Genomic DNA, 22,795 nt, shown 5'->3' with positions numbered 1-22,795 from the left:
TCCGGCAGATGCACCCTCGACATGCACGCTTCGGCAACGACGGGAGCGCCATACTGTTTGCCCTGGTTTTCAGTCGCACGGAGAAACACCATGGGCAACACGAATCTGCCGCAGGCCGGCGCTGCGGACACCGGCAACAGCAGGGATACCCTGGGCGGGGCGGACCAGCTCACGGGGCGGCAGCGCAGGGAAGGCGATGACGGACAGGAGCTCACGCCCCCGGACCGGCCGAAAGACCCGCCCGTGAAAGCGGGCAGGGACGCAGACATGGCCGCTTATACGGGTCACGCCAACACGGGTCATTCCCCGTCGGATGCCACCTGAGCAACGCCGCCGCTGCCGCGCGCCAAAGCCGTCACGGTGCCGGGTAGGGATGTTGCTTCAACAAGCCCGCCAGATGCGCGGCATTGCAGGCCAGCGTGCGGATCGTGTCGGCGAGTTTCGGCGGCGTCTTCTCGAGATCGACGTAGTTGACGCTGCCCATCGCCTCGCCGACCCAGTAGGCGGAGCTGCCCCCGGGGATCGTGAAGCCCACGTCGGCCAGCGCCTGGTAGAGCTCTGCGGTCACGTGATGCGCGCCGTCCTCGTTGCCCACCACGGCGACCACCGCGACGCGGCCGAAGGTGGGATAGCGCCCCTGTTCATCGATTTCGCCAAGGAACGCGTCCATCCGTTCCAGCACGCGCTTGGCCACGCTGGAAGGCTGGCCCATCCAGATCGGCGTGGCGAGCACCAGGATGTTGGCGTCCAGCACCTTGCGGCGCAGCGCAGGCCACGCGTCGCCGTCGCCTTCGTCGGTCTTCACGCCCGGCCTGACGTCGTGGTCGACGACGCGGGTATCGGATATGTCGACGCCGAACGAGTGCAGGTCCTGCAGAACCTGGTCGAGGATCTTCTGGGTCGAGGAGGTTTCCGGACCACGCTTGAGCGTGCAGTTCATGCCGAATGCACGGAGACCGGACGCTGCGGATTCGCCGCGTTTTTCCATGATCGTTGCCTTGCAGCCTGGGGGATGACGACCGAGACTAGGGCGGGCGTTGTCACGCTCCGATGAACGCGCGAGCAGGACATCCCTTGGAAGATGAAGCGCCTCCCACCCGTCATGTCAGCCGCGGACGCACCTTCGTTTACGTGCTGCCGTGCCGCTACGAGGACATCCTCAAGGTCGGCTACTCGCGCGATCCGCTGGAGCGCTTCCGCACCCTGCATCGGCGCTTCTTCGAGTTCTTCGACCTGGATCGCGGCCTGCTGATCGACACCGAACGCCTGCGCGAGGCCCGCCAGGTCGAGCGCCTGTTCATCACCACGTTCGCCGAACAGCGGGCGCCGGCGCCGCTGGTGGTGCGCCAGGCCGCGGCGGGGTATACCGAATGGTTTCGCGGCATCGCACCCGAAGCCGAGGCATTGGCGCACCGGCTGCGCGACGAGCAGGGCTACACCTTGCACGCGCCGCTGGCCACGTGGCTGCGGGCACGCCAGGACGAACGCGCCGAGGCGCTGTTCGGTTGGTCCGCGCGCATGCTCGACGCGCTGGAGTACGAATACTTCAACGCGCCGGCCATGGCGGGAAGCGGCCGCGGCGCCGCGGCGCTGCGCGATACGCTGGACACCTGCGCAGCGCTTGGCATGGATCTGTCCGCGCTGGTGCCTGTCGAAGTGCTGGACTGGTATCGCAGCGCCGACTATTTCGGCTCGCGCTGAGCCGACGGCGTCGCCTGGTTGCCCCGGCATTCGGCGTGGCCGCAGTGGCAGCCCGAGGACTGGTCGGAGGTGGGCGATTCCACCCGCTTGCGGCAGTGTTCGCTGCAATAGGCGTCACCGGCGGGAATCGCGCAGGTGCAGGCGGGATGGGCGCAACGCTGCTTGTCGGTCGTGTTCATTCAGTGGCTCCCGGTTGATGTCGAGCCGGCCGCCGCGGGGGTGGCGGCCGTGGTGGCGCCAGCCGGGCGAGTGTGGTCGAAGCTGGCGTCCATGGCGGCGCGGTGGCTCATCGCATCGTCCCGTGCGGCAGGCATGTCCAGCTGATCCTGCAGCTGACGCGCCAGCTCCAGGTGCGTCTTCAGCGTGGGCAGGGTGGCCTGGGCAAACGCGCGCACCTCGGGGTCCTGCGTTCGCCCGGCTTCGGCGGTGAACAGCGCAACGGCTTTCTGATGATCCTTGACCATCGTCGCGGCCCATGCCTTGTCGAACTTCTTCGCGTCGAGCGCCTTCATGGCACTGGCCGATTGTTGCGCCTCGTCGCCCGGCGCCGCGGGCAGGGCGACCTGTTTGGCCTGCGCCAACGCCCGTAGCTTGTCATTGGCCATGGTGTGGTCGTCCACGATGCGTTGGGCCAGCTGTTTCACGCTGGCCTGGGAGGACTTTTCCAGCGCAAGCTGCCCCATCGCGACTTCGGCCATGCCATCGCTGGCGGCGCTTGTCATGAACTTGCTGTCCGCGGCGTTGGCAACCAGTGGGGTCTTGTCGCGGCCGGACTGTGCGCAGGCGGCGAAGGCAAGGCCGCACAGCAGCAGGCCAGCCGCCGCTCGCATGAAGGGTCGCATCAACATGATGGGCTTCCTCGTTTGCATGGGGAGCGTTGATGAAACCGCTTGCCACGGGAAGCGGGCGTGATGCCTGCGTGCAATGACGATGACGGGCGGCGCCTCGAATACCACTGGCGCTGGCCATGGCCACCACCGACAGCAGAGTCTGTCGACCGCAGGGCTTGGGCAGAATGTCGCGTTCAGCTCGCGCGCTTCGGCGAAGGCTCGCTGTTGGCCGAGGTGGGCACGATGGACCTGCGCAGGCCATCGTCGCGCAGCGTGCGGATGAACGAAGTTTCCATCTTGCCGCGACCCAGGTGCATGTCGCTCATCAGGACGCCGACATCCGGCTGCCGCCACGATCACCTCATAGGCGGCGTGATCCAGCGACAGCACAGCGAGCTCGCGAATGTCGGCGTCGTCTTCGACCAGAAGAACCCGGCTGGCGAGCATGGAGCTGACCCCTGATTGTCAAGCTCGCATGAAGATTGCATCGCAATCAAAGCGTCGCCGGAACGTGGATGAAACACCCGCGTTCAGGACTCGCGCGAGATGTTCACGGAAGACGTCGATGCGCAACGCCCATGCACGCCGGCTTGCCGCCACGCCATCAGCGGCGGCGTGGTGATGCCATGCAGGACGATGCTCAGCACCACCGTGGTGATCACGAATTCCGCCACCACCGATGTCGCAGTCGACCCCAGGCCATGCGTGGCGGCGTAGGCCAGGTAGTTCAGGCTGCCGATGCCACGGATGCCGATCCATCCGATCAGCAGGCGTCGCGAACGGGGGACCTGCGAACCGATTGTGGCGAGCCAGGTCGCCAGCGGTCGCACCACGGCAAACAGCAGCAGCGCCAGCAGCGCGGCGGCGGGGTGCCAGTGGTTGGCGAACGCGGCGCCGAGCAGGAAGACCAGCGCGGCAGCGATCAGCCGCTCAAGCGTATCGCCGAAGGAGAGCGCATCCGATACCACCATGCCCATCGACGCCACCGGCTTGCGTGCCTGTTCCGGGTTGCGGCGGCGGGGATCGATGAGCACTTCGGCTGGCGGATGGGTTGCCGTCCCGCGATCGTCGTCCTTGCCGGGATCCGGATGCGGGTGGCGCCTGACCACGTGCAGCTCCACGTGGCGCAGGCCGAGTCCCGCGGCGAAGGCGGCCAGGAAACCCGAGGCTGACAGCGCCGTGGCCGCGGCATACGAAAGCGCCATCAGGGCCAGCGCCAGAACATCATTCGGCGTGACATCCGCGCTGGCGGTCTTCATCCGCACGCCGATCCAGCCGATGAGCCAGCCCAGCGCAAAACCGATGCTCAGGCCGCCGGCCAGCGGCCAGGCGAAGTCCTGACCCAGCCATTTTCCCAGCGCGGTGGCCGAGCCATGGTCGCCCAGCAACAGCAAGGCCAGCACCACGAAGGGCAGGGCGGTGCCGTCGTTCAGGCCCGCCTCTCCGGACAGCGCGAGGCGCAGGCGATCGCGATCGCTGGCGTCGTCCACCGCGACCATGCTGGCCAGCACCGGATCGGTGGGCGCGAGGATCGCGCCAATCAGCATGGCCAGTGGCCACGGCAGCGCGAACAGCCAGTGCGCCACCATGCCCACGCCTGCCACGGTCAGCACCATCGCGGGCAAGGCCAGTCGCGCGGCGGTGCGCCAGGACGGATCGGAAAAGCCCAGGCGCAGCTTCAGCCCGGTCATGAACAACGACACCACCAGCGCGATCTCGGTCAGCCGGGCGATGCCGGGCGCGTGCGCGGTGAGCTCGATGTCCAGCAGCTTCAGACACCAGGGGCCGGCCACGATGCCGGCGGCGAGGTACAGGCTGAAGGTGGTCACCGGCAGATGCCTGATCCAGCCCGACGCCAGCGACATCAGCAACAGGAGGAATCCGATGGATGCGGTCCAGCCAAGCAGGTTCATGGAGCGGCCAGTCGAGGGTGCCGCATGAGCATGTCTTCCCCGCCATGAAATTCGCGGCAAACGCGGGCGCGAAGAGCAAGCCGCCGTTACGACAGCGACGCCTTCAGCGCCGCCGCGAGCGCGGCGTCCCCGTTGAGCAGATCCTTCCAGGCGAGCGTCACGCCCTTGCGGTGTCCCTTTTCCACCAGCTTCAGCCCGGCGGGATCGATGCTCAGCGTGTAACGGCGATCGTCGATCGCCAGTTCGCGTCGCAGCAGCTTGTTCAGCGGAGTCATCGGCGAGTCCTCATGGCGGATGCCCGAGTTTCGATCCAGCCGCGAGGCCGGCTCGGGCGACGGCACTCACGAAGGCATTGCATGAATATCACGCGGGCTGGGCGCGCAAGAGGCGAGGATCGGCAGCACCTCGCACGGGAGACCGGCCATGCATCCATACCGTCCAGCCGCAGCCGTGGCCGCCAACACAACAGGCGATCCAGAGTACCGGCCGCCCGATCCGCCGCCGCCCACCTATCCCGATCCCAGCGAACCCTCGCCCCAGGCCCCGGCCGAGCCCGAAGTGCCGCCGCCTGATCCACCGGCCGATCCGCCGCAACCGCCCACCCGTGCGTGATCCGGTCCCCGCGCTCCCGGCGCTGTTCCGCCGCGGCCGCGCATCGATGGTTTCGAAACCTAGCCACGCGGAGTATCGACATGAAAGCCGACCCCACACGCAGCCATTCGCCGTCCTCGGTTCCGCCGGTTCTGGACGGCCATCATCCGCCGATGCCCGAGCCGCTCGAATGGCAGAAACACCTGCCCGACGCAGCGGACACGGACGCCTCTCGCCGCATCCCGCGGCGGCGCCCGGCCACGAAGCAACCAGCCGCGAAGCAAGGCGAACGCGCGAAGCAAGTTGAACGCTAGATGCGGGCGCTGGCGGATGGCGCCTCACGCGAGGTGCTCGCCGCGCACGCGGAAAGCCAGGCTGATGCGCGGACCCACCGGCGTGCGCTGCTTGGGAATCGCGTGGTCATAGTGCAGTTGGGTGTCCCAGCTCATCACCAGCAGGCTGCCGGCTTCCAGGTCGATGTGCAGCACCCGGCGCGGCGGCTGCCTGGCCCGCACGGTCAGGCGGCGCGTGGCGCCCAGCGAGAGCAGGGCGATCGGCTCGCCGCGCATCAGGTCGGCCAGCTTGTCGTTGTGCGGCGCGACGCTGTCGCGTTCATCGCGATAGAGGTTGAGTCCCACGCTGTCGAACGGCGCGCCGACCGCGGCGGTCGTCACGTCGCGAGCCTCCTGCAGCGCCTTGGGCAGTGCGGGATCGTTCAGCCGGAAATGGGCTCGCAGGCGCGGTACGTCCACCTCGCGCTCGTACATCAGTCGCGTCCCGCCCTTCCCTGCACGCCGGTCTGCAGTTGCTCGAACCAGCGCCCCGCAGTCTCCCCATCCACCAGCTCCGGGGTGAGCACGATGCGACCGCTGGCGTCGTCCAGCAGCCGTTGCGGGCCACGGTCGAACAGGCCCAGTTGCGCCATGACGGCGTGCTCGCTATTCCGGTGATCACGACTGGTGCTCGCGGATCAGGGTGATCCGCCCATTGGGTTCGAGTCGCGCGGTGATGACGGTGGCTTCGTTCTCCAGCCCCGCGGCATGCAGTGCCCGTTCGAACGCCGCTTCGGGCAGATTGCAGCGGCGCAGGGCTTCCGGGCTGCGCTGGCCGTTGCGGGCAAGGATCGACGGCCAGCCTTCGACCAGGCGATTGAGCGGGGCGCTGCGCGTGCATATCCAGGCCAGGCCGCGATCGACCGCCAGGATGCTGGCCACCGCGATGATGCCGCCGAGGAAGGAGGTATCCGAACCGATGATGGAAGTGCGCATCGTTCCGCCGACGAGGATCAGCACCACCACGTCGAAGGCCGACATCTCGCCGAACGAGCGCTTGCCGGCCAGGCGCAGCAGGCACAGCAGGATGAGATAGACCGCCGCGCCACGCAGCGCGAAATGCCACCACGGCATGGACAAGTGCATCAGCGAATTCATCGAACCGACTCCTGCGGGCCACGGGTGCACGAGGCTACCGCCGCGATGGCGCCAGGCAGTGTGAAGAAACGGCAGGGCGTGCGTTGGTGCTATCGGCGTGGTGCTTGCTTCACGGGGCCCGGTGCCGGCCTTCGGCCTCGATCATGTGGCGCCGCGTGCGCCAGGTTTCGGCGGTCTGCGGCTTGATGAACAGCGAGACGATTTCCGGGTGGGCCTGCTTGGCCTGCTTCTCGATGCGGTTGATGCAGGCCTCGATCTGCGGCGTGGTCAGCGCATCCTCGAACTCGGCGCTCAGCGTGGCGACCACCTGGCTCGGCCCCATCTGCACGGTCAGCACGCCGTTGGCGCAACGCACGCCGGCGTCGCCCGCCGCGATGGCGAGAATCGCCTCGCCCACCACCGGATGGGCGGGTTCGCCGATCAGCAGTCCCTTGGTTTCGCGGGCCAGCAGCAGCGCCGACAGCGACAGCACGGCAGCAATGCCGATCGAGGCGACGCCATCCAGCACGGGCTGGGCGAGCAGTTGCGCGCTGACCAGCCTGGCCAGCGCCACCAGCAGGCCCAGCAAGGCCGCGCTGTCTTCCAGCAGCACAGTGAACGTCGCGGGGTCCTTGCTGAGGCGGAACGCCTCGAAGTAGCCCAGCCTGCCCTTGCGCGCGCGGAACTCGCGCAGCGCCACCCACCACGAGCTGCCTTCGAACACGAACGACACCGCCAGCACCAGGTAATTCATCAGCGGCCGTGCGACCGGTTCGGGCTGGCGGATGTGCATCACGCCCTCGTAGAACGACACGCCCGCGCCCATCGCCAGCACCAGCAGGGCCACGATGAAACTCCAGAAATACAGCTCCCTGCCATAGCCGAACGGGTGGGTGCGATCCGCTGGCCGCGCCGCGCGGCGCAAGCCGTAGAGGAGCAGCAATTCGTTGACCGTGTCGACCAGCGAATGCACGCCTTCGCTGAGCATCGCCGAGCTGCCGGTGATTCCGGCAGCCACGAACTTGGCGATCGCGATCATCAGGTTGCCGCCCAGGGCGACAAGGACCACCTTGTGCGAGCCGGACGCGGGCACCGGTCAGTCGTCCGTGTACAGCTTCTGGCAGCGCAGGCAGAAGAAACTGCGACGATGGGTCTTGCCCAGGTACGCGCGCTGCAGCGGAATGTCGTGGCGCGGGCAACGCCCGCGGTTGTGCACCAGCCAGTGCCTGGCCAGCACGAAGGCCTTTTTCCAGGCCAGGAATTCGAAGGCGTAGACGCGGGCCTGCTCCACCAGCTGGGCCAGCTTGTACGGCGACAGCGCGCCGATGGTGGAAAGCGGGTGGACGCGGATGCGGAACAGCACCTCGTTCTTGATGATGTTGCCGACGCCGGCGAACACGGTCTGGTCGAGCAGGGCGTCGCACACCAGGGTGTGCGGCATGGCGCGCAGCTTCGCCCTGGCCAGTTTCGGGTCCCAGTGCTCCGACATCACGTCACCGCGCCAGTCGTACAACTCGTCGAGCCTGCCCTCCAGCAGACGCACCGAGCAGTTGTAGAAGTTCAGCTCACCCTCGTCGAAACCCAGGCCGAGTCGCGGCGCGATGTCCCGTTCTTCGTCGATGCGGTAGCTGCCGAACATCAGCAGGTGGACGCGCACGTTCAGCTCGCCGGACAGCTCGACGAGGAACTGCTTGCCGAAGCTGCGCAAGGCCAGCACCCGGCGACCGGGCAGGCGCTGCAGGTCGATCTTCGCGTTGCCGGTGGCGCGCCGGATGGTGCGCCCGGCGAACGCGGCTGACTGTTCGCGCAGGATGACGATGGAAGGACCTTCCGGCATCGATGCTTCCGCACATGAGGATGGCCATCGTGCAACGGGCAACGAGCAGGAAAGGTGAAGCGCCCGGAGCCTGTGAAGAAAACCACTTCCTGTGGCTTTCTTCTATCGCACGTCCGGTACACGCGCGGACGTGCTCACGTCCGTGGCATCGCCCAGTCGCGACCTCAGCTCCAGCGCGTTGGCTACCGCGTGACCCAGTGCCGTGTTGTCGAAGATGCACCAGTGCCGGGCAGGCTCCGGGTCGGGGCGTCGCAGGCGGCGCTCGATCCGGCGCAGGGCCGCTTCGGAATACGCGTCGTAATAGATCCGCGGCGAGCCGTGCAGACGGAAATACTGCAGACGGCGATCGCCCGCCGGCACGGCAGCGCGAGGGTGCCGGGCGGGATCGGCGGCCACCCGCGCGACGCCGCGTTCGCGCAAGGCGCGGCTCACGGCAGGATGGAACCACGACGGATGCCGCGGCTCGCAGGCCACCGGGCCTGCGTGCAGGCGCCTCAGCTGATCGAGGAACGGCAGCACCTCCAGCGGCTTGTAGACGAGGCTTGGCGGCAATTGCAGCAGCAGGCAACCCAGCTTCACGCCGAGCTCATCGACCTGAGCCAGAAAATCCCGCAATGCCGGTTCGGCGTGGCGCAGGCGGGCTTCATGGCTGATGGTGCGGGGCATCTTCACCGCGAAACGGAAATCCCGCGGCACGCTGGCCGCCCAGCGACGCCATGTGGCCGGTCGATGCGGGCGATAGAACGACGAATTGATCTCCACGCAGTTGAAGCGCTGCGCATAGCGTTCGAGATGGCTGCTTCCCGCGGGGAAGCGATCGGCGTGGGCGGCAGGGATCGACCAGCCGGCGCAGCCGATCAACAGCTCGGGTCGACACATCGTGTGAACAGTCACGGCAGCATGCTTGGCGGGGCGCGAAGGGCGGGCGTTATAGTTGAAGATCGAAGATTGAAGACGCCGCGTGAGAGGGTCGTGAATGCCTCGCGCGACCCGGCGACACCACGCCGTGGGTGAGTCTTCGAATCGGATCGACAAGCATGAAACATGGGCATGGGGTTATCCGAATGGCTGGGACGGTTGCCGCGGGCGGGGATTTCACCGGATCTTTCCAGGCATTGCTGGAGGCGATGCCGATGCCTGCCTATCTGTGCGATGGCAGCGGCGTGGTGCTTGCCTGCAATGCGAAGGCCGCCCGGCTGTGGGGTGATGCCCTGCGGATCGGCGGCAGCGACCACGCGTTGTGGACCGCGGCCGGGGCATCGCCGCATGCAGCACAGGCCAGCGATGCTGCGGATGACATCGACATCGTGCTGGAAGCCGCCGCCGGCGAGCGACTGCGCGCTTCGCTCAGCGTGTCGGCCGTGATGGGCGGCGAGCTTCCTTCCGGCGTTCTGCTGAAGTGCTTCCAGCTGGCTCGCGCCAGCGACGATGCGGAGGACCTTTTCGAGAACGGCGCGGTGGGGCTGCGCCTGGTCGCGGCGGACGGCACGATACTGCGCGCGAACCGGACGGAACTGGACCTGCTTGGCTACCGGCGCGACGAATACGTGGGCCACAAGCTGGGCGAGTTCGATGCCGACGGCGACCACCTGGCCCGGCTGCTCGAACGGGTTCGCGCGGGTGAATCGGTGGACCGGTATCCGGCCCGGCTGGTGGGTGCGGACGGTCGCGTGCGGCACGTGCAGATCAGCTCCAGCGGCCGCTTTGCCGATGGCCAGTTCGTCCACTCGCGCTGCTTCACTGTCGACGTCTCCGGGCAGGAGCAGCTGAGCCGGACGATCCGCAAGCGCGAGCAGTTTTCCGGCCAGGTGCTGCAGGCCCTGCCGGTGGCGGTCTACACCACCGATGCCGCAGGCAGGCTCACCTTCTTCAACGAGGCGGCGATCGATCTCGCCGGATGGCGCCCCTCGCTGGGCGAGAACTGGGCGGCCTCGTGGAAGCTTTCCGGACTGGACGGCACGCCGCTGCCTCAAGAGCAGTATCCGATGGCCATCGCGCTCCGCGAGGCACGGCCGTTGCACGGCGAGATGGTGGTGGCCGAACGGTCCGATGGCAGCCGGCTCACGCTGGCGACTTACCCCACGCCGCTGTTCGATGACGACGGCAGCCTCAGCGGCGGCGTGAACATGCTGCTCGACGTCACCGGACAAAAGGAAGCCGAGCAAGCCCTGCAGGGGCGCAACGCCCGGCTGGAACAGCGCGTGTCCGAACGCATCCGGGTGGCGGAAACGACGTCGATGAACCTGCATCGCAGCGAGCGCAATTTCGCCCTGCTGGTGGGCAGCGTGATCGACTACGCGATCTACATGCTCGATCCGCAGGGCGTGATCACCAACTGGAACGCAGGCGCCGAACGCATCAAGGGATACACCGCCGAGGAGGTCATCGGTACGCATTTCTCCCGCTTCTACACGCCCGAGGATTGCGCCAGGGGCATGCCGGCGGCCGCCCTGGAGACCGCCCGCCGCGAAGGACGCTACAACGCGGAAGGGTGGCGCGTGCGCAAGGATGGCAGCCGCTTCTGGGCCAACGTGGTGGTCGATCCGATCCACGACGGCGGCAGACTGATCGGTTTTGCCAAGATCACCCGCGACGTCACCGAGCGGATGCAGGCCGAGACGGCGCTGGTGGAAAGCGAATACCTGGCTCGCGGCGTGATCGACACCGCGCTGGACGGCTTCGCGCAACTGGACGAGGGCGGCCTGATCGTCCGCTGGAATCCGCGCGCGGAAAGCCTGTTCGGCTGGCAGCGGGAACAGGCCATCGGTCAGCCACTGTCCGCCCTGGTGGTGGCGGAGCCGGACCGCCAGCGTTTCGAGGACAGCCTGCGCTCGCCGTCCGCGCGTGGTGCCTCGGGCGCGGCCGTGCGGCCGATCGAGATGGTCAGTCGTGATGGTCGCAGGATTCCGGTGGAGATCAGCGTCAGCTCGCTGTCCCTGCACCAGGGCTACCGCACCAACATCTTCATCCGCGACCTCAGTGAGAAGGTGCTGATCGAGGCGCAACTGCGCCAGGCGCAGAAGATGGAGGCGGTGGGCCAGCTGACCGGCGGGCTTGCCCACGACTTCAACAATCTTCTGCAGGGGATCATCGGTTCGCTCGACCTGATCCAGCTGCGGGTGGATGCGGGCAGGACGGGCGAGGTGACGCGTTTCGTCGATGGCGCGTTGAACTCGGCCAACCGCGCGGCGGCAATGACCCATCGGCTGCTGGCCTTTTCGCGCCGCCAGCCACTGGACCCGCGACCCGTACAGGCCAATCCGCTGATGCTGTCGATGGCCGACCTGCTGCAACGCACTCTGGGTGAACAGATCGGCCTGGAATTCGATCTGGCGCCCGACCTGTGGCCGACGCTGTGCGACCCCAACCAGCTCGAAAGCGCCGTACTGAACCTGTCGATCAATGCCCGCGACGCGATGCCCGAGGGTGGCCGGCTGATCATCCGCTCGCGCAACGTGACCGTCGATGACGTCAAGACGCGCCAGTGGCACGAAGTGAACAGCGACCGCTACATCTGCATCGAGGTCGTCGACACCGGCGCCGGCATGAGTCCCGAGGTGATCGACCGCGCGTTCGAGCCCTTCTTCACCACCAAGGCGGTGGGCCAGGGTACGGGACTGGGCCTGTCGATGGTGTACGGGTTTGCGCGGCAGTCAAACGGCTACTGCGACATCCGCAGTACGCCGGGCCAGGGCAGCACCGTGGTGCTGTATCTGCCGTATCACCTGGACGAGGCCGGGCAGGAAACCTCACCGGCGACACGGCACGCGCCGGCCACGCCCGGCCATGGCGAGATCGTGCTGGTGGTGGAGGATGAAGAGGTGGTGCGCCACGTGGTGGTCGAGGTGCTGCATCAACTGGGCTACATGGTGCTGGAGGCCGCCGACGGCGAAGCAGGGCTGGCCGCGCTGAGGTCCTGCGAAGACGTCCACCTGCTGATTTCCGACATCGGCCTGCCCGGCATGAACGGTCGGGCCCTGGCCGATGCGTCGCGGGCCCTGCGGCCCGACCTCAAAGTCCTGCTGATGACCGGCTACGCGTCCGACGCCTCGGCATCCGAAGGGTTTGCCGCGGGGATGGAGCTGATCACCAAGCCGTTCACCGTCGAGGCGCTGGCCAGCCGGCTGCGCAGGATGCTGGGGGATTCCCGGACAGGGGTCTGCTCTGAATCGCATGGGCCGTCAGTCAGCTAAACGCCGACGGCCACCCAGCGGATCAGGCCAGCAGATCCTGCACGGCCGTGCACAGCGACTTCATGTCCAGCGGCTTCGACATCATCCGGACGCCGGGGAACTCCACCGCCAGTGCCTGCAGGTCGCCGCCCGACATCACCATGAATGGCACGCTCCGCTGCTGCAGCGCGAGCATCACCGGATGCGCGGTCTCGCCACGCAACCCCACGTCGAGCAGCGCCGCATCGAAGTCGGTGCTCTCGATGTCGCCCAGCGCGTCGATGAGCGAGAGGTCGACGAACACCTCCAACCCCATGTCGCGCAAGCTGTCTTCCACCACCATGGCAACGACGGGATCGTCCTCGACCACGAGGATCCGCTTTCCTTTTTCGAACGACATCATCCCCGGCCCCAGCGCTCGTGCATTTCCTGACGAGTGTAAGCCTTCCCGAGGAAAACGGAATGCTGATCATGCCGGGCGGAATTGCGCGATGGGTTCGCGCCGCTGCGGTCATCGGCGCGGTCATCGGGTCGTCGGGTAGCCAGGGGAAAGCGGACGAACGGTGCTGAAGGCCATCGACGGCACCACGCGATCCATCAGACGCGGTGGGAAGGGTTCATCCCCGATCCGACTTCAACTGCTTGACCAGCTCGGCCTTGCGCATCGCCATCTTTTCGCCAAGCGACGCCAGGGTCGCCTTGTCGAGCAACTTCTTCGCACGGGGGAACATCTCCTTCTCTTCCTCGTCCGCGTGATGGGTCACCAGCTCCTTGAGCACCTTGGCGCGTCCGGAGAACTTCTCGTTGCCCACGGGCGTGGCCAGCAGATCGGGCAGCACCAGGTCGCCGGCGGCCCGGTGTTCCTCCAGCGCCTCGAAGTACATCTTGTCGTCATCGGACTGGTCGCCGCGGGCCTTGAATGCGGGGTAGAAGATCTCTTCCTCGATGGTGGTGTGGGCCTTCAGCTCCACCCGAATCTTCTCCAGCAGTTCGGTGCGCTTCTTGACGCCGCGGGGCGTGCTTTGCGCCAGTTCCTCGAGCAGCTTTTCCACCGCATCGTGGTCGTTCTTCAGCAGGGTGATCGCGTCCATGGGGAGCTCCGGTTGGGGGAAAGCCGACAATGCCCACCCGCCGGTGAATGGGTCGTGCAAGGTTTGCGCAGACGGCGTCACGCCGGCGCGGGGCTTTCCGTTTGCGCAGGTTGGTCGGCACATGCTCTAGACAGAACGCACATCGGGACTTAACCGCCCGGCCGGCACGCTGCGATCCCCTCCCGCAGCAGAGACGCCCATGTCCAGTCATGACCGCAAAGATCCGGCACATCCCGATTGCAAGGACACCCCGGCCGCGCCGGAAACGCCGGCCATGCGTGCGCAACGCAAGGCCAGGGAAAGCGACAACCAGGACGAGGCGCTGGAAGAAACCTTCCCGGCCAGCGATCCGGTTTCGCCCTTCGTGCCGGCGAAGGTGCCCGAGGTCGAGGCGACGGGCGCCACCGAAGCTCACGGCATCATCCATGAAGGACGCCGCCATGATCTGGCACAGATCCGCTCCCAGATGGACCCGGACCTGCTGGAACGGATACGGGGCGAGGGCTACAGCGACCAGGAGTTCTTCAACGCCTATCTGATCGCCCACGCCGACAAGTACGGCGAGCGCTTCACGGTGCGCTGAAGGCGGCTGTCAGGCCTGCAGCCGCCGGCGCAGCTTCATCGCGTCGAACGGCGCCTTCACCTTGGCGTCGTTGTCGAAGTAGCAGTACACGTCGCGCGACTTCCGCGGCGATGGGGGCGTGCTGCTGGCGCGATGGCTGTCGTCGGCGAACTGCCCGCCGCTCATCCATGCGCGGATGCGTCGGGCCCATTCGTCCAGCGCGGCATCGGAATAGCCGCTGGAATAGAGGACTTGGTCGCCATGCATGCGCATGTAGACGAAGCCGCCGGTCAGGTCATGCAGCTGGGGCCACGTCGTGGCCGCGTCGGAGACCACCAGGGCCACGCGATGCCTGCGCAACAGGGCGATGAAGGCAGGATTGCTGAAGCTGTCGTGGCGTATTTCGATGGCGTGCCGAAGGCGGTGATTGCGTCGTGGCGAGAGGTCGCCGACGAAGCGGGCGTGATGGTCGTGTTGCCTGGCCAGTCGCAGGGCGGACTGGCTGTCGCGCGGCAGCGAGGCCAGGAAGGCATCGAACAGCCCGTGGTCGTATTTCAGGTTCGGCGGAAACTGCCACAGCAGCGGTCCCAGTTTCTGGCGCAGCTCCAGCACACCGGAGGCAAAGAAATTGGCCAGGGGCTTGTCCACCTCGCGCAGCCGGCGCACGTGGGTAATGAAGCGCGGCGCCTTCACGGCGAAGACGAAACCGGGCGGCGTGTCGCGATACCAGCTGCGCCAGCTGTCGGGGCGCTGCAGCGAATAGAACGAACCGTTGATCTCGATGGTGTCGAGCTGGCGTGAGGCGTACTGGAGTTCCAGTCGCTGCGGCAGCTCCTGCGGATAGAACCTTCCACGCCATGGCGCGTAGCGCCAGCCGGAAATGCCGATGCGCAGTCTGGCCATGGAGCTTCCACAAGTCATCGATGGGCGATGACGCTACCGCGCCGGCCGTGGTTCGATGATGAAGACGGGTGGTGCCGGGTACCGGATCGGGGGACGGTTTGTGGTCACCCTTTCTTGATGCGACCGCGTGCAAGGTGCAGCTTTCGGCAGGAGAGCGCAGACATGGTCGAGCCGGTTCGAAACCGCAGGCATGGCGACGGCGATCGCAACGACGACGATGTCGCGAAGAAGGACGCCCCCAACCAGAAAGAGCGCGACCGCGAGGTCCGCGAAGACCAGCAGGGCATCGACAGCGAGTCCCGCCGCAAGACCGGTGCGGGTTGATCCGTCGATGCCCGCCGGTATTCGCTTCAGGCTTCCGGCCGTGACCGTGGCCGCCGGATGCCCGCGTGGGGCCGCACGAACTCGCGTCCATCCGTGGACAGACCGATGAACATGTCCTTTCTCGCGTTCAGCATGTCGCCCCTGGAGATACTGGTCCGGGGCAGCCTGATGTACTGGTTCCTGTTCGTGATCTTCCGCTTCGTCCTGCGCCGCAACGCGGGATCGGCCGGGATCGCGGACATCCTGTTCGTGGTGCTGCTGGGCGACGCGGCGCAGAACGCCATGATCGGCGACGGCCAGACGGTGGCCGACGGCGCGACCCTGATCGCCACCCTGGTCTGCTGGAACTATCTGCTGGATTACCTGGGTTGCCGTTACGCGCTGATCTCGCGGCTGACCGACGCACCGCCGGTGCTCATGATCCGCCACGGTCGCCTGCAGCGCGGCAACATGCGCCGCGAAAACCTCACCGAGCAGGAGATCGAAGCGCAGTTGCGGCTGTCCGACGTCGAGCGGCTCGACGAGGTCAGGGCGATGTACCTGGAAAGCGACGGCTCCTTCAGCGTGCTGAAGAAGAAGCGCTCTGCGTAGACGCGCCGCCAACGGTCAACCACCGGGGAAGTCCATGCAGCTGTCGCGACTGGCCAGCATCCTGCGCAAGACGATCGGAGGGATCGGCGACGACGCGCTGCTGACCCGTGCGGCGGCCATCGCGTTTTACTCCGCGCTGTCGTTCGCACCGCTGATCGTGTTGTTGCTGTGGCTGCTGGCCGCGTTGCGGCCGGAGTGGCAGCAACAGCTGACCGACGGGCTGGCCGGGATACTGGGCGCAAAGGCCGCCGGCGCGATCACCCTGGTGCTGCAGAACGCGAAGTCCAGGCCGACGCTGGGCAACGTCGCCGGGGTGGTGGGCCTGCTGATCACGCTGTTCAGTGCCTCGGTGGTTTTCGCCCAGTTGCAGGGCGCGCTCAACGTCATCTGGGATGTCCAGGCTCGCCCCGGCAAGGCCATCACCGCCTGGTTGTGGGCGCGCGCCCGGGCGATCGCGCTGCTGGTCGGCGTCACCTTCCTGCTGATCGTGTCGTTCGTGGTCAGCACGCTGATCCGCTTCTTCGTGCCGACGGATTCGTGGATCTGGAGCATCGCCGAGCAGGTGATTTCGCTGCTGGTGTTCATCGCGGCGTTCGGCGCGATGTATCGCGTCCTGCCCGATGCGCGCATCGCGTGGGCGGATGCCTGGCGCGGCGCCTTGCTGACCACCGTGCTGTTCATCGCCGGCAAGTACGCGATCGACCTGTACATCCGCCACGCCAGCGTGGGCGGCGCCTACGGGCCGGCGGGCGCGCTGGTGGTGTTGCTCACCTGGGTCTACTACGCCTCGACCATCGTGCTGATGGGCGCCGAACTCACCCACGGACTGTCCGCCGCCCGCGGCGAAAAGGCGCGGCCCGAGCAGCAGGCGGAACGTTCGAACGACAGGGAAATACGCAGCGGCTGAGCCGTGGTGTCCATCCGTGGGTGCCGGCGAAGATGCCCGCAGGCGACACGACGCGCGGGGCGCAAGATCACGGCCTCGCTGATGTGGCGGTCCGGGTCAGCGGCCGGCTTTCCGCCTCTCGCGCAGGCGCGCCATGGCCGCCGCCGCATTCACCTGGAGCATGCCGTCGGAAACGCGGCTGCTCTGCAGCAGCAGGTCGTGGACCGAACGTGCATCCAGCGCGGGGGCCATCGCCAGCAGCAGGGCGGTGATGCCGCTGACATGTGCCGCCGCCATCGACGAGCCGGAGGTGAAGTCGTAGCCGCCGCCGGGTTGGGTGGTGAGGATGTCGCTGCCCGGGGCGCTCAGCACGCCGGGCGGCGCCTCCGTCGCACGGCTGGTGCGCACCACGATGACGCCCGTCGCGCGGTCGGGAAATCCGCCGACGTTGCCGTCCGGCGGCATCGCCGTGATCACGATGCGGCCCTGCTCGAGCAGACGGCTCAGCAATTCGTCGAGCAGGGGATCGGCGGGGCCGCCCAGGCTCAGGTTGATGATGCGCGTATCGGTGTCGATTACCGCCGCCAGCGCCTTGGCCAGGGTGAAGGTGTTGCAGCGGGCGCCCGCGCCGGGCACCGGCGGATACCAGCAGGCCTTGTAGACGCTCAGTACCGCGCCGGGCGCGATCCCCACGATGCCCCGGTGGTTGTCGGCGGTGGCGGCGATCACCCCGGCGACTTCGGTGCCGTGGTTGTCGCGGTCGAACGCCGTGCGGTCCGCGTCGACCAGGTTCTGCGTGTCGCCGATGCGCCCCTGCAGGTCGGGGTGGGCCAGGTCGGCGCCGGTATCGATGATCGCGACACGAACCCCGTCGCCGCGGCTGAGGTTGTGCGCAACGGCGGCATCGGTCTCGACGAAGCCGCGCTGCAGGTCGGCGTAGGGATCGTTGTATCGACGGGCATCCGGTGGCGGCGGGTCGGCGTAGGTCGAATAGCTTTGCAGCGGCTGGGCGAGTCGCACCCGGGCGTCCGCGGCCAGCGCCTTGAGCAGCGTGTCGCGGGACATGCCGGGGGGCGGCGTCAGCACGATGCAGTACACGTCCAGCGCCTTGATCGGCCAGCCGGTCACCTCCTGCCAGCCATAGATCTTCTTCAGCGCCGCGAGGGTCGATGCCGCCCGCTGGCCGATCCCGTAGTTCGCCGATGGCAGGTAACCGAGCAGGCTGGAACCCGCGTGCGTGGCAGGCGGCGCCAGCGGATTGGCCACCGCCAGCACGATGTCGCGCTGGCTGTCCATGGTAGACACGCTGGCCAGCGTGGCGCGGCCCGGAGCGGCGTGATCGCCGGCCGACGCCACCGACGGCAGGCGCGCGCAGGCACTCAGGGCCATCGCGGCAGCGAGGACCAGGACGCCGCATTTCATGGCGTGGTGGTCACCGGTTCGGCCAGGCGGATGCCGCGGGTGGCGCGCAGCTGCTGCAGCACGTGCTGCCGGGTCGAGTTCGGGCCTCGCGGCACGACCGTATAGGCGCCGACCTCATTGGGACCGGCGACCACCTGCAGGCCAAGGGCATGCAGCAACGCATCCCAGTCGGCGAGCTTCATGCCGGCGTCGGGCACGACGTGGATGGAGCCCGCTGCGATCGAGCCCGGCGTGCCGGGCACGGGCGATTCGCTGAGCGTGCGGTAGCGGGGGCTGGCGTCTTCGGACCACAGTCGCATGCCCAGCGCACCGAGGCCGATCGCCTGGACCAGCACGGCGGCGACCAGGGCGCGGGTCAGCCAGCCTGCGGTGCGCGAGCGGGCGGGCGCTTCCAGCGGGGCGGGCGCATCCAGGCGACCCAGCAGGTGCTTCAGTCCCACGTTGGCGTCCAGCGGAATGTCCGAGGGCAGCGACAGCGCCAGCTGCAGCCGGCTCTGCCGCGCAAACTCGGTGCGGCACGCCTCGCAATGCACCAGGTGGCTCATCAGTGATTCACCCTGTTCCTGCGGGGCGCTGCCCTGCAGTACCCAGGGCATGGCTTCCCAGGCGCGGGCGCAGTCCCGGCCGGAATTTGTCTGGAACATCATGGCACGCTCTCTTCACGTATCGGCGAGTCGCCAGCCAGGGAGGGCAACACGTTGCGCAACTTCACGCGCGCATGGAACAGCCGCGCCTTCACCGTGCCGACCGGGCACTGCATGATGGCGGCCACCTCGTCCAGCGAGTGTCCCACGCCGTAGACCAGTTCGATCACGACGCGCTGGTCGACCGACAGGTGGACGAGTCCCTTGCCCAGCCAGTCGCGCAGCTCGCGGTCCTCATCCGGGTTGTGGGCGGGGACGCGGTCTTCCGGCACCGCGTCGTCCGCGACGGGTTCGTCGCCATGCTGGCGCAGGGCCTTCAGGCCGCAGCGATACGCGATGCCCATGATCCAGGTGGAAACCCGCGAGTCGCCGTGGAAGTTGTCCGCTTTCTGCCAGGCGATCCAGAAGCAGTCATTGATGACTTCCTCGATGACATCGGCGCGCCGCGTCAGACGCGACAGGAAGCGGCACAGCCTGCCGTGGTAGCCGCGGTAGAGCACCGCCAGCGCGGCGCGGTCGCCCGCCGCCATGCGCTGGAGCAGCATGCGGTCGGCGGTGTCGGCATCGGTATCAGCGTCGTTCATGGCTTCGCAGCTTGCGGTCGGACCCCGGTCGGTCAGTGCGTAGGTGACGTTTCAGCCCCAAAAGGTTGCCGTCGCATCAAAAGGATCGCGAGATGGTGGCCATCCAGGGCGATGCGCCGGGGTCCGGCGTCGAGCGCGACGACTCCAGATCCGTGGCGACGCGATCAAGTTCGACCCGCCATGGCCCGTCAACCCACATCAGGCCGACATGGCCGTAGCGGTAGAAGCCTTCGCGATCGTGGTAGCGGTAGTGCCGGTAGCGGCTGTAGCTGTAACGCACCGGCGGAACGTGCGCCACGCCGGCGCCGCCGGAAAGGAACAGGTGTTCCGTCAGCGGCCAGTGGACATCGAGGTCGGCGGCCGCACGCGTCCGGCGGTCGCCCGCGCCGATGAGGCGGATGGCCGACACGCCGAAGGTCAGGGTGTCGCGGTAGAGCCAGTTGATCCCCGCCTCCCCGCGGTCGTAGGCGGTCGAACGGGCGTCGCCGGAGTGGCGGTAATAGAGCAAGCTGGCCTGCATCTGCCAGTCGCCGGAAAGCGACCAGGAGCGCGAGCCCTGCAGCAGGCTCTGGGTGATGCGTCGTGGCGAGCGCAGTTCGGTACTGCCGGACAGGCCCAGTGACCAGCCCGCCGGCGACGCCCACGAAACGGCCGCCTGGATGATGGGCGTGGCCGGCGTGATCGCCAGGCCGCGGTCGACCAGCTGCGAACTGAGCGCGATCGTGCCGTTCGTGGCGGACGACCCGGCATGCGCCGGCGTGGGGTGGCAGGCGACGATGGCCAGGACAAGCAGACCCGCCCGGCTGCGGGCGGAGCCGCTGACGGCAGGGCCGTGCCGCGAACGCGCGTGGTCGCGGCGCGTGGCAGCAGGAGCATCGGGCTGCATGCGTTTGAACCACATCGTCTCGTCATTCGCTCGACCGGGCAGGGATGCCTCCGATGGTCTTGCCGCACCACCGGGGCATGCCTGCCTTATAACCGATTTGCGAGCGCTGGATGTCCCGCCGGTGTCGCCCGCGCCCTTCAGAACGCCGCGCTCACGGAAATCGTGAAGGCGTCCAGGTCCCTGGCGTTGGTCGCCGGCGCCCCGGGCGGCGCACCGAAGATGTTCGTGCCGGCGCCGTTGAACCGGCTGAAGCGGAACCAGGTGCCGTAGATCCTCAGATTGGCCAGCGAGTTGAAGGACTCCTTGCCGAAAGGCACCCAGAACACGCTGACGAGATTGCTGGTGGTGTCCGGGCTGCCATACGGGATGTAACGGGCGGGATCGCGCGAGCCCGTGCTGACCATGTGGGACACGGCGATGCCGTAGCTCTGCTTGAAGGTATAGATGGCGGTGGCGATCTGGTCGCGGGCGTCGCCGTGCGACAGCGCCAGCAGGCCCGGCACCACCGGACTGGGCGGCGTGCTGCCGTAATCGCGCTTCTCGAAGATGTTCACGTAGCTGAGCTGCACGATGTGTTGCCGGTTGCCCAGGTACTGGTAACTCAGGTCGTAACCCAGGTCGGTGATGTCGTCGGCCGGCCCCAGGCGCGGACGCTGGCGGCGGGTCGACAAGCCGACCACGCCGGCGGAGAAGAACTGGGTCTTGAATTCCTTCATGTAGGCAAAGCGGAAATACCCGGTGTCGCTGAGCCGGCCCGGGTCGCTGCCGAGGGAATAGCCCAGGCGATCCTGCACCGACGGCTGCAGCGAGTTGTAGGTGCCGACTTCGCCATACCAGTTCGAGTCATACAGGGCGTAGACCGTGGCGCCGATCACGTGGTTGGCCGGGGCGGCGGGACTGGAAAGATTCAGCAGGGTGCCGGTGACTCCCGGCGGGCCCAGCGTCGAAGCAGCTGGCAGGACGGCGAGCGGATCGTTGAAGCCCGGGTTGTTGTTGACGCTCACGCCGAGCGTCAGGTCCTTGCCGCCGAGCTTGAGCGACTTGGTGACGAAGCGCAGGTCGAGGTTGCTCAGCTTGGTGTTGTACTTGCCGCCGCCGACATTGTCGGTCTCGATCTTGACGAAGCCGCCGACATGATCGGTCAGTCGTCCGGCCAGGTAGATGTCGGCTTCCGTCAGCCGGGTCCGGTCCTCGCCGCGGGCAGGGTTGGTGTGCGCCAGCGTGAGCTGCGCGGCCAGCGGCAGTGCACCGGGGATGTTCGCCTCGGTGTAGCCGTTGATCTTGAAGCGCATGCCGGTCGGCGTCAGCGCCGGGCCGTTGTCGCCGCCGCCGTAGGCGCTGGCGTGGCAGACCGCGCAGACGTAACCGGTCTGCCGGGCAAACGAGGGAGTCGCCTGCGCGCTGTTGCCGGCGACCAGCAGCAACAGCGCGAGGCCGTGCCACAGCCACGGGTTCAGGGGACGGCGGTTCGCAGGTCGGTTCAGGAAAGGCAGCATGGGATTTCCTTGTCGTGATCGGACGGCGATGAACGAAGCGTCATGTGCCCGTCAGCGCCGGCGCCCCGGTCATGCCAGCCGCGCTGCAGGAATGCGGGTAAGTGCCGAGCCGGCCGCGAAAGGTTGCGCCGGCGTCGGCAAGGCGTCGTCGTTCGCGCCATCGTTGCACCACGCAACCTTTGTCCGGCCAGGCGGCACTCAGCGATGTAAGTCGTCATCCCATGATTTGCAGCCGGGCCTGAAACATGGAAATCCAGTGTGTCCAGTTGCACAAACATGGCGACAGCCGGGGCATGCTCGTCGCGCTGGAGCAGGACGGCAACGTGCCGTTCGCGATCCGCCGCGTGTACTACATCTTCGCCACCGGGCGCGACGTGCATCGTGGCCGGCACGCGCACCGCCACCTCAACCAGCTGGCGGTGGCAGTACGCGGATCGGTGACCTTCCTGCTGGACGATGGCAACGGCGTGGCGGAGGTCGTGCTGGACGACCCCGCGCGCGGCCTGCTGCTGGGCAGCATGGTGTGGCGCGAGCTGTACGATTTCAGCGACGACTGCGTGCTGATGGTGCTGGCCGACCATCCGTACGACCCGGACGACTACATCACCGACTACGGCGACTTTCAGCGCGAGGTCAACGGCGCCGCGCAGCTGGAGGGCATGACGGCATGCCAAGGCCGCTAGTCCTCATCGGCGCGGGCGAGTTCGCGCAGATCGCCTGCGAATACTTCGAGCACGACAGCGACCACGACGTGGTGGCCTTCAGTGTCGAGCGCGACTACCTGGCGCAGCCGACGCTGGCAGGGCGTCCCGTGGTGGCCTTCGAAACACTCGAGGCGGATTACCCGCCGGCCGAGGTGGACGTGTTTGTCGCCGTCCCCTCCAGCCAGCTCAACCGCCTGCGCACCCGCCTCTACCTCGACATGAAGCGCCGCGGCTATCGGCTCCCCCCCC

Annotated in this window: 29 protein-coding genes and 1 pseudogene; 10 read left to right on the top strand and 20 right to left on the bottom strand. The window is 67.5% G+C overall.

Annotated elements, in window-relative coordinates:
• Nucleotides 1–90 precede the first annotated feature (90 nt).
• Nucleotides 91–324: a hypothetical protein gene (locus ASD82_RS03680; protein ID WP_056715573.1), complete on the top strand. Its 234-nt coding sequence runs from the start codon at nucleotides 91–93 to the stop codon at nucleotides 322–324.
• A 31-nt stretch (nucleotides 325–355) separates the two neighbouring features.
• Here ASD82_RS03680 and ASD82_RS03675 read toward each other — a convergent pair whose 3' ends face one another.
• Nucleotides 356–940, bottom strand: coding sequence for an NAD(P)H-dependent oxidoreductase (locus tag ASD82_RS03675; RefSeq protein WP_235577817.1), 585 nt, complete (start codon nucleotides 938–940; stop codon nucleotides 356–358).
• Between the two features lie 134 nt (nucleotides 941–1,074).
• On the opposite strand from ASD82_RS03675, the gene ASD82_RS03670 reads away from it, so the two are divergent.
• Nucleotides 1,075–1,701, top strand: coding sequence for a GIY-YIG nuclease family protein (locus ASD82_RS03670; protein ID WP_056715566.1), 627 nt, complete (start codon nucleotides 1,075–1,077; stop codon nucleotides 1,699–1,701).
• On the opposite strand, the gene ASD82_RS03665 is transcribed toward ASD82_RS03670, so the two are convergent.
• From ASD82_RS03665 to ASD82_RS03650, 5 genes are all read right to left on the bottom strand, one after another.
• Nucleotides 1,683–1,880 (bottom strand): hypothetical protein, encoded by a 198-nt coding sequence (locus tag ASD82_RS03665; protein ID WP_056715563.1) that lies wholly within the window; start codon nucleotides 1,878–1,880, stop codon nucleotides 1,683–1,685. The genes ASD82_RS03670 and ASD82_RS03665 overlap by 19 nt on opposite strands.
• Nucleotides 1,881–2,549, bottom strand: coding sequence for a DUF4142 domain-containing protein (locus tag ASD82_RS03660; protein WP_056715560.1), 669 nt, complete (start codon nucleotides 2,547–2,549; stop codon nucleotides 1,881–1,883).
• Nucleotides 2,550–2,725: 176 nt separating this feature from the next.
• Nucleotides 2,726–2,857 (bottom strand): hypothetical protein, encoded by a 132-nt coding sequence (locus ASD82_RS18155; protein ID WP_255357483.1) that lies wholly within the window; start codon nucleotides 2,855–2,857, stop codon nucleotides 2,726–2,728.
• A 204-nt stretch (nucleotides 2,858–3,061) separates the two neighbouring features.
• Complete coding sequence (locus ASD82_RS03655; protein WP_056715558.1) at nucleotides 3,062–4,444, bottom strand: cation:proton antiporter; 1,383 nt, start codon at nucleotides 4,442–4,444, stop codon at nucleotides 3,062–3,064.
• Nucleotides 4,445–4,530: 86 nt separating this feature from the next.
• A complete protein-coding gene (locus ASD82_RS03650; RefSeq protein ID WP_056715608.1) occupies nucleotides 4,531–4,719 on the bottom strand; it encodes a hypothetical protein in 189 nt (62 codons plus the stop codon).
• 417 nt (nucleotides 4,720–5,136) lie between these two features.
• Here ASD82_RS03650 and ASD82_RS03645 point away from each other — a divergent pair, with 417 nt between their 5' ends.
• The gene (locus ASD82_RS03645) at nucleotides 5,137–5,349 is read left to right on the top strand and encodes a hypothetical protein (RefSeq protein WP_056715555.1); all 213 of its coding nucleotides are present in this window, start codon (nucleotides 5,137–5,139) and stop codon (nucleotides 5,347–5,349) included.
• 24 nt (nucleotides 5,350–5,373) lie between these two features.
• On the opposite strand, the gene ASD82_RS03640 is transcribed toward ASD82_RS03645, so the two are convergent.
• From ASD82_RS03640 to ASD82_RS03620, 6 genes are all read right to left on the bottom strand, one after another.
• The gene (locus tag ASD82_RS03640; protein ID WP_157599175.1) at nucleotides 5,374–5,802 is read right to left on the bottom strand and encodes an alpha-ketoglutarate-dependent dioxygenase AlkB; all 429 of its coding nucleotides are present in this window, start codon (nucleotides 5,800–5,802) and stop codon (nucleotides 5,374–5,376) included.
• Nucleotides 5,802–5,960 carry a hypothetical protein gene (locus tag ASD82_RS18030; RefSeq protein WP_157599174.1) on the bottom strand — a complete coding sequence of 53 codons (159 nt, stop codon included), beginning with the start codon at nucleotides 5,958–5,960 and terminating at the stop codon, nucleotides 5,802–5,804. Before ASD82_RS18030 ends, ASD82_RS03640 begins: the two co-directional genes overlap by 1 nt.
• Before the next feature lie 25 nt (nucleotides 5,961–5,985).
• Complete coding sequence (locus ASD82_RS03635; RefSeq protein WP_056715552.1) at nucleotides 5,986–6,465, bottom strand: YetF domain-containing protein; 480 nt, start codon at nucleotides 6,463–6,465, stop codon at nucleotides 5,986–5,988.
• A 109-nt stretch (nucleotides 6,466–6,574) separates the two neighbouring features.
• The gene (locus tag ASD82_RS03630; protein WP_235580627.1) at nucleotides 6,575–7,483 is read right to left on the bottom strand and encodes a cation diffusion facilitator family transporter; all 909 of its coding nucleotides are present in this window, start codon (nucleotides 7,481–7,483) and stop codon (nucleotides 6,575–6,577) included.
• A gap of 57 nt (nucleotides 7,484–7,540) precedes the next feature.
• Nucleotides 7,541–8,281 carry a DNA-formamidopyrimidine glycosylase family protein gene (locus ASD82_RS03625; RefSeq protein ID WP_056715549.1) on the bottom strand — a complete coding sequence of 247 codons (741 nt, stop codon included), beginning with the start codon at nucleotides 8,279–8,281 and terminating at the stop codon, nucleotides 7,541–7,543.
• 102 nt (nucleotides 8,282–8,383) lie between these two features.
• Entirely contained in the window at nucleotides 8,384–9,160 is a 777-nt protein-coding gene (locus tag ASD82_RS03620) for a DUF72 domain-containing protein (protein ID WP_056715546.1), read from the bottom strand.
• A gap of 185 nt (nucleotides 9,161–9,345) precedes the next feature.
• Here ASD82_RS03620 and ASD82_RS03615 point away from each other — a divergent pair, with 185 nt between their 5' ends.
• The gene (locus tag ASD82_RS03615) at nucleotides 9,346–12,474 is read left to right on the top strand and encodes a PAS domain S-box protein (RefSeq protein ID WP_255357987.1); all 3,129 of its coding nucleotides are present in this window, start codon (nucleotides 9,346–9,348) and stop codon (nucleotides 12,472–12,474) included.
• 22 nt (nucleotides 12,475–12,496) lie between these two features.
• Here the strand turns inward: ASD82_RS03615 and ASD82_RS03610 are convergent, their stop codons facing one another.
• Together ASD82_RS03610 and ASD82_RS03605 are read right to left on the bottom strand one after the other, a co-directional pair.
• Nucleotides 12,497–12,856 carry a response regulator gene (locus tag ASD82_RS03610; RefSeq protein ID WP_056715540.1) on the bottom strand — a complete coding sequence of 120 codons (360 nt, stop codon included), beginning with the start codon at nucleotides 12,854–12,856 and terminating at the stop codon, nucleotides 12,497–12,499.
• Nucleotides 12,857–13,070: 214 nt separating this feature from the next.
• Entirely contained in the window at nucleotides 13,071–13,544 is a 474-nt protein-coding gene (locus ASD82_RS03605) for a hemerythrin domain-containing protein (protein WP_056715537.1), read from the bottom strand.
• 199 nt (nucleotides 13,545–13,743) lie between these two features.
• Here ASD82_RS03605 and ASD82_RS03600 point away from each other — a divergent pair, with 199 nt between their 5' ends.
• A complete protein-coding gene (locus ASD82_RS03600) occupies nucleotides 13,744–14,127 on the top strand; it encodes a hypothetical protein (RefSeq protein WP_056715535.1) in 384 nt (127 codons plus the stop codon).
• A gap of 9 nt (nucleotides 14,128–14,136) precedes the next feature.
• Here ASD82_RS03600 and ASD82_RS03595 read toward each other — a convergent pair whose 3' ends face one another.
• A complete protein-coding gene (locus ASD82_RS03595; RefSeq protein ID WP_056715532.1) occupies nucleotides 14,137–15,009 on the bottom strand; it encodes a DUF72 domain-containing protein in 873 nt (290 codons plus the stop codon).
• A gap of 162 nt (nucleotides 15,010–15,171) precedes the next feature.
• On the opposite strand from ASD82_RS03595, the gene ASD82_RS17600 reads away from it, so the two are divergent.
• The 3 genes from ASD82_RS17600 (at nucleotide 15,172) to ASD82_RS03585 (ending at nucleotide 16,831) form a co-directional block, all read left to right on the top strand.
• On the top strand, nucleotides 15,172–15,333 hold the full coding sequence (locus ASD82_RS17600; protein WP_157599173.1) for a hypothetical protein: 162 nt from the start codon (nucleotides 15,172–15,174) through the stop codon (nucleotides 15,331–15,333).
• A 105-nt stretch (nucleotides 15,334–15,438) separates the two neighbouring features.
• Nucleotides 15,439–15,924 (top strand): YetF domain-containing protein, encoded by a 486-nt coding sequence (locus ASD82_RS03590; RefSeq protein WP_056715528.1) that lies wholly within the window; start codon nucleotides 15,439–15,441, stop codon nucleotides 15,922–15,924.
• A 34-nt stretch (nucleotides 15,925–15,958) separates the two neighbouring features.
• The gene (locus tag ASD82_RS03585) at nucleotides 15,959–16,831 is read left to right on the top strand and encodes a YihY/virulence factor BrkB family protein (protein ID WP_056715525.1); all 873 of its coding nucleotides are present in this window, start codon (nucleotides 15,959–15,961) and stop codon (nucleotides 16,829–16,831) included.
• Between the two features lie 96 nt (nucleotides 16,832–16,927).
• Here ASD82_RS03585 and ASD82_RS03580 read toward each other — a convergent pair whose 3' ends face one another.
• The 5 genes from ASD82_RS03580 to ASD82_RS03560 all read right to left on the bottom strand — a co-directional run bounded on the left by ASD82_RS03580 (nucleotide 16,928) and on the right by ASD82_RS03560 (nucleotide 21,842).
• On the bottom strand, nucleotides 16,928–18,232 hold the full coding sequence (locus ASD82_RS03580) for a S8 family serine peptidase (RefSeq protein WP_056715522.1): 1,305 nt from the start codon (nucleotides 18,230–18,232) through the stop codon (nucleotides 16,928–16,930).
• Entirely contained in the window at nucleotides 18,229–18,879 is a 651-nt protein-coding gene (locus tag ASD82_RS03575) for a hypothetical protein (RefSeq protein ID WP_056715519.1), read from the bottom strand. Before ASD82_RS03575 ends, ASD82_RS03580 begins: the two co-directional genes overlap by 4 nt.
• Nucleotides 18,876–19,460, bottom strand: coding sequence for a sigma-70 family RNA polymerase sigma factor (locus ASD82_RS03570; protein WP_056715517.1), 585 nt, complete (start codon nucleotides 19,458–19,460; stop codon nucleotides 18,876–18,878). The genes ASD82_RS03575 and ASD82_RS03570 overlap by 4 nt, the downstream gene beginning before the upstream one ends.
• A 76-nt stretch (nucleotides 19,461–19,536) precedes the next feature.
• Entirely contained in the window at nucleotides 19,537–20,361 is an 825-nt protein-coding gene (locus ASD82_RS03565; RefSeq protein ID WP_235580625.1) for a hypothetical protein, read from the bottom strand.
• A gap of 122 nt (nucleotides 20,362–20,483) precedes the next feature.
• Nucleotides 20,484–21,842: a hypothetical protein gene (locus tag ASD82_RS03560; protein ID WP_056715513.1), complete on the bottom strand. Its 1,359-nt coding sequence runs from the start codon at nucleotides 21,840–21,842 to the stop codon at nucleotides 20,484–20,486.
• A gap of 245 nt (nucleotides 21,843–22,087) precedes the next feature.
• Between ASD82_RS03560 and ASD82_RS03555 the strand changes: the two genes are divergently transcribed.
• Both ASD82_RS03555 and ASD82_RS03550 read left to right on the top strand, forming a co-directional pair.
• Nucleotides 22,088–22,525: an FdtA/QdtA family cupin domain-containing protein gene (locus tag ASD82_RS03555; protein WP_056715508.1), complete on the top strand. Its 438-nt coding sequence runs from the start codon at nucleotides 22,088–22,090 to the stop codon at nucleotides 22,523–22,525.
• Nucleotides 22,510–22,795: pseudogene (locus ASD82_RS03550) on the top strand (sugar O-acyltransferase); the annotation flags it as partial. The gene ASD82_RS03555 and the pseudogene ASD82_RS03550, both read left to right, overlap by 16 nt.

The organism is Rhodanobacter sp. Root179 (assembly GCF_001428465.1).
GTDB lineage: Bacteria > Pseudomonadota > Gammaproteobacteria > Xanthomonadales > Rhodanobacteraceae > Rhodanobacter.
The sequence above is the reverse complement of the archived record's forward strand: the minus strand, read 5'-3'. Positions and strand labels throughout refer to the sequence as shown.